Source organism: Butyrivibrio sp., assembly GCF_015056685.1.
Classification (GTDB): Bacteria; Bacillota; Clostridia; order Lachnospirales; family Lachnospiraceae; genus Butyrivibrio.
On record NZ_SVFW01000024.1, the window covers coordinates 48,340 to 56,663 of the forward strand.

An 8,324-nucleotide genomic window follows, 5' to 3' on the forward strand; every position below is an offset into this window, starting at 1 on the left:
CTTCAACGGAGAAGCCTTTATAGTATATATTTCTTTATCAGATATTTAAAAGTTTGCTGTACTCAGCAAGTGCGCCATCTGTCTCGTGCGCGAGAACTTTCTTGGCAAGAACCTTACCAAGCTGAACGCCTTCCTGATCAAAGCTGTTGATGTTCCATACAAAGCCCTGGAACATAACCTTATTCTCGAAGTGTGATAAAAGAGCTCCAAGAGACTTAGGGTTAAGCTCTTCACCAATGATGATGCTTGATGGACGTCCACCCTTGAAGTTCTTGTTAAGATTCTCATCTTTTTTACCACATGCAAATGCAACGATCTGAGCAGCAACGTTAGCGCAGAGTTTCTGCTGGCTTGTGCTGTCCTGGATGTTAACATCATTCTGAAGCTGGCTGTTCTTGAAGCCAATGAACTGAAGAGGAATGATGTCAGTTCCCTGGTGAAGAAGCTGGTAGAATGAATGCTGTCCGTTTGTACCAGGCTCACCGAAGATGATTGGTCCTGTAACATAGTTTATAGGCTCGCCGAAGCGGTTAACGCTCTTACCGTTAGACTCCATGTCAAGCTGCTGAAGGTGTGCAGGGAAACGGCTAAGTCCCTGTGAGTATGGAAGTACAGCTGTGCTGCCATATCCAAGGATATTTCTCTCATATACACCGATCATAGCATCGAGCATAGCAGGGTTTTCGAAGATGTTCTTGTTTGCTGCAAGCTTATCCTCTTCTGCAGCTCCATCAAGGAACTGAGCAAATACGTCAGGTCCGAATGCAAGAGAAAGAACTGCTCCGCCTACTCCTGATGTTGAAGAATATCTTCCACCAATATAGTCATCCATGAAGAATGCTTCAAGGTATTTGTCACTCTTTGCAAGTGGTGATGTCTCTGAAGTTACAGCAATCATGTGCTTGGATGAATCAAGTCCTGCCTTCTTAAGAGCATCAATAACGAAGGACTCGTTTGTAAGTGTCTCAAGTGTTGTACCTGACTTAGATACAAGGATAAAGATTGAATGCGCAACATCAATTCCGTTAAGTACAGCTGAAGCATCATCAGGGTCTACGTTGCTGATGAACTTAGCTTCCATCTTGAAGTTGCCTGTTCTGTGTGCCCAGTTCTCAAGAGCAAGATACATAGCTCTTGGGCCAAGGTCTGAGCCGCCGATACCAATCTGTACTACTGTTGTAAACTTTTCGCCCTTTGCATTAGCAATTTCACCTGAGTGAACCTTGTTTGCAAACTCAGCGATTCTCTTCTGTTCATTTAAGTAAAACTCTCGCTTATTAACACCGTCAGCCACTACGTTTTCGCCAAGCTGACCTCTTGTTAACTGGTGAAGGACCATTCTCTTTTCACCGGTATTTATTACCTCTCCGTTGTAGAGGGCTTCGAATTTCTCTGAAAGCTCTGCCTCTTTTGCAAGAGCTTCGAGAGCCTTTAATACATCGTCATCAACTTCTTTTGCAGCGTAGTTGTATGAAAGTCCGGCAGCCATCTTTACAGAATAGTTCTTTACTCTGTTTGCTCCGTTTTCACCTGACATAGCTGATACAAGATCTACATGTTTAACATTTTTTAAATCATCAAAAGTTTTTAGTGTGTCAAGATTTTTCCAATTGGCCATTATAAAATCCTCCTATAGTGATGCACGGAAAACGTATTCCGCCATCAGCTAAAAGTGTATCAAAGAACTTTTTTCATATCAAGCATATAACTATAAAAAATAGGTTAAATCATTCATATGAAAAGACTCCTCCGATTAATATCTCGAAGGAGCCTTTAAACTTAAATTACAGATTTTTTATAAGTTCCATTGTAAGAGCTGCGCAGTCTTTTGCTGCTTTTGCTTCGAATGTAGGATAGTCTACATCTGCAGTTCCATCGGCCTTATCAGAAATTGCTCTGATGATAAGGTATGGAATGTTGTTGAGATAGCAGGCCTGGGCAATTGCTGCGCCTTCCATCTCCGCGCACATGCCGCCAACATCAGCTATGATCCTCTCTTTTGTCTCCTTACCACTGATGAACTGATCACCACTGGCAACTCTTCCTTCAAAAACTCCGATGTCAGGAGCAACTTTCTTAATAGCTGCTTTTGCTTTTTCTCTCATATCAGCGTCAGCTACAAAAGATTCCACTCCGAGCTGAGGAACGACACCCATTTTATATCCAAATACTCTTACATCCATGTCATGATAAATAGCATCTGTTGAAAGAACCACGTCACCAATGTTTATATCGTTGTTAAGTGAACCTGCTATTCCTGTGTTGATGATTCTTTCAACTCCAAAGATATCTGCAAGGATCTGGGCGCAGATTCCGGCATTTACTTTACCGATTCCGCTTCTTACTACTACAACTTCAGTATTCTCAATTGTTCCTTCATAAAACTCCATGGAAGCTTTTTTGACTACGTTTTTAACGTTCATTGAGCCTTTAAGAGTCTCGACTTCGACTTCCATAGCTCCAATTATTCCAATTTTCATTGTAGCTTCTCCTTTAATTATGAATCAAAGAACTGACGACCATCATCTGTTACAAGTCTCTCTGACTTAGGATATTCGAAAATCATGGAGTTATTAGCATTTTCAGCAAGGTAAGCAGCAAATTTACGTGCATACCATTTAGCTATCTCAAGATTGTGCATGAGGTAATTACCACAATTAACAGCCGATGCACCCGGTACTTCCTCTGTATTTTCTACTGACTGAAATGCTCTTAAAAGAAGATCATGAATTTCTTTTGGTTCACGATTGCCTTTCATAATGAGATAAAAACCTGTAAGACATCCCATTGGGCCCCAATAAATAATCTGATCTTTCCAATCAGGATCGTTTCTGAGGAAAGTTGCAATGATGTGCTCTAAAGAATGCATTGCAGCTACATCAACTGCCGGTTCAACATTTGGTCTTGTTACTCTGATATCATAAGTTGTAACCTTATAGTCACCAAGAGTATCTACTCTGCTGGTAAATATTCCCGGTATGATTTTGGTGTGGTCTACAGAAAAGCTAGGGATTAAATCCATATCTGTATCTCCTTTCAAATAAATTTAGTCTTTGGGCATCTCATTGAATACCTCGTAGGAATCTCTGAGATACTCTCTTATATTATCATAATCTCTATTGGCAATGGCAGTATAAAGTGTATCAACTAAGAAAAGTTGAGCAAAACGTGAACTTGTAATACCGCTCTTTTTATCTATTTCCGGAGAAGTAGCAAATAGAACATGGTCACAGCTGGTAGTAAGAGTGTTATTTCCAAGCTTGGTGATTGCAATTGTTGTCGCGCCGGACTCCTTTGCAATATTGAAACACTGCATGACTTCTTTATTTTTGGCATTGTCACTAAAGAATAAACATACATCGCCCGGTGCTGCCTGAGATACTGTCATTAAACTCATATGAAAATCCTGATTAAAGACAACATTATAATGGATTCTCAAAAGCTTACAATATAAATCATAAGCAGCTACGCTGGCAGTTCCTATTCCAAAAAGCTGAATCTGTTTCGCCCCAACAATCTTGGTTACCGCATCATTAAAGGTTCCCACATCGAAAAGTCTATAGGTTGTCTGAACAGCCTGTACACTCGTTGCACAGATATTATCAGCAATTGACTGCAGTGATGTGTATTCATTTACATCCTTAAATGCAATCTTCGGTCCTTTGTCTGCCTGTTTTAATGATGTATTAGCCTCAGCATAATAAGCGTTTTTCAGGTCTTTAAGACCATCATATCCGATTGCCTGGGCAAAGCGGGTCCATGACGCCTGTGTTGTGCCTGATTTTTGAGCAAGCTCTTTTATAGGGAAAAGAAACAGATCGTCCTTATTCTGCAAAACATAATCAGCAACCAGTTTTTCTGAAGCAGGGAGAGAGTTATAGCAACTTTTAATTCTTTCACTTACAACATTCATAAAAATTGGCCTCCAAACCATTTCAATACTATATTTCTAATTGTAAACCATTTTGAAATAAAATTTCATAAGTAATTATAAAATATTTGTGAAAACCATTTAATTTTCTGACTATTATGCTATGCTCGATATAGGCAATTTAATTGTGGGTAGCTAGTTTTTTTGTTTCGCACGAAAGGAGATTTTAGTTTATGAAATGGGTATGTCAGGTTTGTGGATACATTCATGAAGGCGATCAGCCACCAGAGAAGTGTCCTGTATGTAACGCTCCAGCTTCTAAATTCCAGAAACAGGAAGGTGAGAAGGTTTGGGCATGCGAGCATGTTGTTGGTGTAGCTAGTGAAGCTCCGGAAGAGATCAAGAATGGTCTCCGTGAGATGTTCAACGGTGAGTGCTCAGAAGTTGGTATGTATCTTGCAATGTCAAGAGTTGCCATCAGAGAGGGTTACCCTGAAATCGGTGCTTTCTATGAGAAGGCTGCCTGGGAAGAGGCTGAACACGCTGCTAAATTTGCAGAGATGCTTGGTGAAGTATTAACTGATTCTACAAAGAAGAATCTTGAACTTCGCGCAGAAGCAGAATATGGCGCTACTCAGGGTCGTGCAGATCTTGCTAAGAAGGCAAAAGAGCTTAATCTTGATGCAATCCATGATGCAGTTCATGAGATTGGCCGCGATGAAGCTAGACATGGAAAAGGCTTCCAGGGACTTCTTGATAGATATTTCAAATAATTGAATAGTATGCAAAGGGCTTCTCTGAGGTGATCAGCGAAGCCTTTTTTATTTCATATCATCTTTCCAATATGTATTTATTTCTTTGGTTTCAAAGCCCGTTATCCTGATTCCGTCATAGGTATGCTCAGCAGTAAAAAGAGCTTCTTCTCCAATTTTAGTTTCTTCAGAAAAACCCTGATCAGCTCTGAAATTTCCAAGAGAATAAAAAACTATTGTATTGTTTCCATCAGGTCTTATTATCTCTTTTGTCTCCTGAACCACATGTGGGTGCGTACCTATAACTACATCCGCATTTCCCTCTGCGAAGAGCTCTGCAAAATGTTCCTGAAAACTGCTTATTTCTGTCTGATATTCATCTCCCCAATGGACGAACACAACTACAATATCCGCTTCTTTTCGGCTTTCCGTCAGGTCTTTGACCAGCTCTTTTTCGCCATCTTCATCCTGTGGAAGGTAATGGACCAGATTTGGATATTTCTCAGTAGCTTTTTTCACATTAGTATCATAAGTATAGGCAAAGAGCGCGAATTTTATGCCATTTCTTGATATCAATTCATAGGGCCTGTAAGTTTTGTCAGTACTTTTCTGAATTCCAACAGTTTTTAATCCACAATCCTCGTAGAAGTCCTTTGTAAAATCAACAGCACCTATGCCTTTATCCAGAGTATGATTGTTGGCGCACACTGCTATATCAAATCCTGCATCAGCCAGAGCTTGTCCCACTTCTTTGGGTGAACCAAATGTGGGATAGCCGCTTACCATGGATTTTTTATCCACAAGTACTGTCTCAGCTTGAAATGCCGCTATATCAGCATTCTCAATTTCTTTTTTGAAAGGTTCATATAAAAAGTCAAAGCTTCCATTTTCATTGGAATAGGCGTGTTTATAAATCTCTTCGTGGATGATATTATCGCCAAATGCTATGAACCTTACCGAGTTATCCACATTCTTAAGGCCAAATCCATCCCATCTCCACAGGGAATTGGTTTTATCTACATCTTCTACGAGGATTATTTTTCCGCTTTCATCCTCAAGCTTCATCCGCCTGATAAGGTGCCCTGTTTCAGACGCAAACCACTTTGGCCTTACCTTGTTTTCATCCTCGATCTCATATATGAAGATATGCTGCGAATAATTTCTTTCATCTTTATCAACCCAGAAGGGCCTGTACTTCCCGTACTTTCCTCTTTTCCACACAAGGGCGATCATGTCATCATGCCCATTTCCATCAATATCAGTCAAAAGAAAATCCTGAACCTTAACAGTTCTCTCTGTGGAAAAGATTTTATTTCCCTGCTCATCATATAAGGTGAGCATTTTATCTTTAAGCACTAAATGCCCATCATTCACGACCTTTTCATTCCATGTAACCCAGCGTGGAATGTAATTATCCTTTATCAGGAAAAAGAGTATACAAAGAACTACTGCCACTCCAAGGAGTAGCAGCAGTCCTATAGATATTCTTAATTTGGTTTTACTATTGTTTGTAACCTGCATCAATTATTTTTTATCCTGTAACTCTGAGTCCATGAAGGCTGCTCAGGTGCTCTCTCAACTTCAACCCAGTTCCATTCATCGTCCAAATATCCACCGGACAGAGCATTTTTCCATTCTTCGTCTGTCATTCTGTCTGTAATCGAAGTTGTAAACTGATAAAAACTATATGCACTTCCTCTTCCAACATGAAGCTCTCCATCTATTGGGAAAATCACATAAATTGTTGCAGCATAACCTGAACCAACTTCAAGGACGCTGCCGTTTGGATCAGTTGCAATATCAGCAATTACAGGGCAAGGAGCCTGTGTACTGTCAATCGTATCCTCGCCTAAGGAGTCTTTAGTAACTTCTTCCCAGAAGTGCTCAATATATCCACCATAACATCTGATAAACTCATACTCATCTTCTGTAATCGTGTCGTTTGTCAGCTCTTTTTCAGAAATCGTAATAAGTGTTCCTGCTATCTCTGACAGTTTATCAAGGTCATCACTTGCTCCATCTGACAGCATATTGCAGCTACTAAGCATTTCTTTTGTCTTCTCAGAAAGAGCCTTGAATCTGCTGTATACTACCGGCTGTGTATCAACATAACCTCTGTCATCAAGTGGTTCAAAATCAGGTCCACCCATCTCAGCCATAGGCTGTTTGGTATAAAGGATTGTGTCATGTTTAAGCTCAGCATAGGAGCCCGCAAAGGTCTCAAGATTCTTTTTATCCCATTCTTCGCTCTGCATATATGAAGGATAGCCATCTCTCTTTTCTTCAAAAAGAGGTCTTAAGGTATACAGCCATCCTGAATAGAGGCTTGCGTTCCACAAATCCTGCTCATCGTTATTAAATAATGCCTTAAGAGCCTGAATATTCTCGTTGTAATTCTCATATTTTGTATCGCCCTGCTCATCAAGGATCTCGTAAGCTTTTTCTGAACCGAGAACTGCTGCTGTATCAAGGGTGTCAGGTAGGCATCTTCTCTCGCCCTCCGGATTTTCTTTTACTGAGCTGTATATGAGTCTCTGCATTATTGCAGCGTCAATAGTAAATCTCTGTCCCATGAATCTGTAGGATGGAATTATTGGGTCTTCTCCATCGTAGACAGGAATTGAATTGACTGCAGGTGGATCGATCTTCTTTAAAGCAGGCAAAATGCTATCTTTAAATGTCTTTTCATCTGTTACTGCCTGAAGTGACGGCGCCTCTGCGCAGCTCTCTTCCAGAGCATCATAGATTTCCTTAAATCCCGCATCATCAGATTTTCCTGCAAAAAAGCTTGTGACTTCGTAGATGTTACTCCACTCTTTATTATCTGCTGAAAGTGCAATTGTCTGAAGGATCGCGCTCTTTGCCATCTCCTCGTTATCAAGCTCAAATGCAATTCGTCCGTACCACATCATAGCGCGGAAATAGTGCTCTAGCTGGTCATCTCCGTCGTAGTAGCCTCTTGGTTTGTACTGGGTATAATCCTCATTCAAATCTGTCAGAGCGCATACCTCAATTCCTTCTGCAGCCATTACCTTGTCATATTCGCCCTTAACTAACAGATCAAACTGAGGGTCGCTTACAGGTGCTGTAACGCTTTCGTCCTGCAACAGACTTCCTACATAGAAAAATGCAAGGTTTCTGAATGCCGCATTTTCCCAATCTGTTCCCTTCAGCTCCTCATACTGTTTTGCAGATTCTGCCAGCATATTTGAGCTGACTTTTTTTAATTCATCAGACAGATACTGCTGCTCGCACTTTTTCATAAGGTGGGCAAAATACAGATGATATGTATGCATCAGTGAATCCACTGTTATAAAATTAGGGAACATAACATATCTGTTATCCTCATAAATGTCAAAAAACTCTCTACTACTGTCAGCTGTAACAGCAAAATTATTTTTGATAAGTGCATTTCTGAGAATTGAAGGATGATTATATTCGCTTTCATATTCATCACTAAAAAGATAAGCAAAATCAGATGCATATACTACATTAGAAAAATCTTCATTCACGCTGTAATGTGCGATTGAAGGGATAAGGTTTGGATCATAGTAGATCTTTTCACTTGAGTCTGAGCTCTTTTCTTCATTAACTGTTGCAGGCTCACTGCTTTCTCCAATGGCAGCATTCTGCTCGTTTCCTTCAGAAACTTCTGTTGTTTCCTGCGCTGACTGCGCGTCAGGGCTTTCAACTGGGGTTGA

General features: G+C 40.4%; 7 protein-coding genes. 1 reads left to right on the top strand and 6 read right to left on the bottom strand.

Annotation, left to right across the window (positions count from 1 at the left end; all coding sequences use genetic code 11):
* Positions 1-37: 37 nt before the first annotated feature.
* The 4 genes from E7303_RS10100 to E7303_RS10115 form a co-directional block, all read right to left on the bottom strand.
* Positions 38-1,618 carry a glucose-6-phosphate isomerase gene (locus tag E7303_RS10100; RefSeq protein WP_292145146.1) on the bottom strand — a complete coding sequence of 527 codons (1,581 nt, stop codon included), beginning with the start codon at positions 1,616-1,618 and terminating at the stop codon, positions 38-40.
* 166 nt (positions 1,619-1,784) lie between these two features.
* Positions 1,785-2,480, bottom strand: a complete 696-nt coding sequence (locus tag E7303_RS10105) for a 5'-methylthioadenosine/adenosylhomocysteine nucleosidase (protein ID WP_292145147.1) — start codon at positions 2,478-2,480, stop codon at positions 1,785-1,787.
* 17 nt (positions 2,481-2,497) lie between these two features.
* Positions 2,498-3,022: an S-ribosylhomocysteine lyase gene (locus E7303_RS10110; protein WP_292145148.1), complete on the bottom strand. Its 525-nt coding sequence runs from the start codon at positions 3,020-3,022 to the stop codon at positions 2,498-2,500.
* Between the two features lie 24 nt (positions 3,023-3,046).
* Positions 3,047-3,913, bottom strand: coding sequence for a MurR/RpiR family transcriptional regulator (locus E7303_RS10115; protein WP_292145149.1), 867 nt, complete (start codon positions 3,911-3,913; stop codon positions 3,047-3,049).
* Between the two features lie 191 nt (positions 3,914-4,104).
* On the opposite strand from E7303_RS10115, the gene E7303_RS10120 reads away from it, so the two are divergent.
* Positions 4,105-4,644, top strand: a complete 540-nt coding sequence (locus E7303_RS10120; protein WP_022772152.1) for an NADH peroxidase — start codon at positions 4,105-4,107, stop codon at positions 4,642-4,644.
* A gap of 48 nt (positions 4,645-4,692) precedes the next feature.
* Here the strand turns inward: E7303_RS10120 and E7303_RS10125 are convergent, their stop codons facing one another.
* Positions 4,693-6,144, bottom strand: coding sequence for a CapA family protein (locus E7303_RS10125; RefSeq protein ID WP_292145159.1), 1,452 nt, complete (start codon positions 6,142-6,144; stop codon positions 4,693-4,695).
* Positions 6,144-8,324, bottom strand: a 2,181-nt coding sequence (locus E7303_RS10130) for a DUF3160 domain-containing protein (protein ID WP_292145151.1), incomplete at its 5' end; no start/stop codon positions are given. The genes E7303_RS10125 and E7303_RS10130, both read right to left, overlap by 1 nt.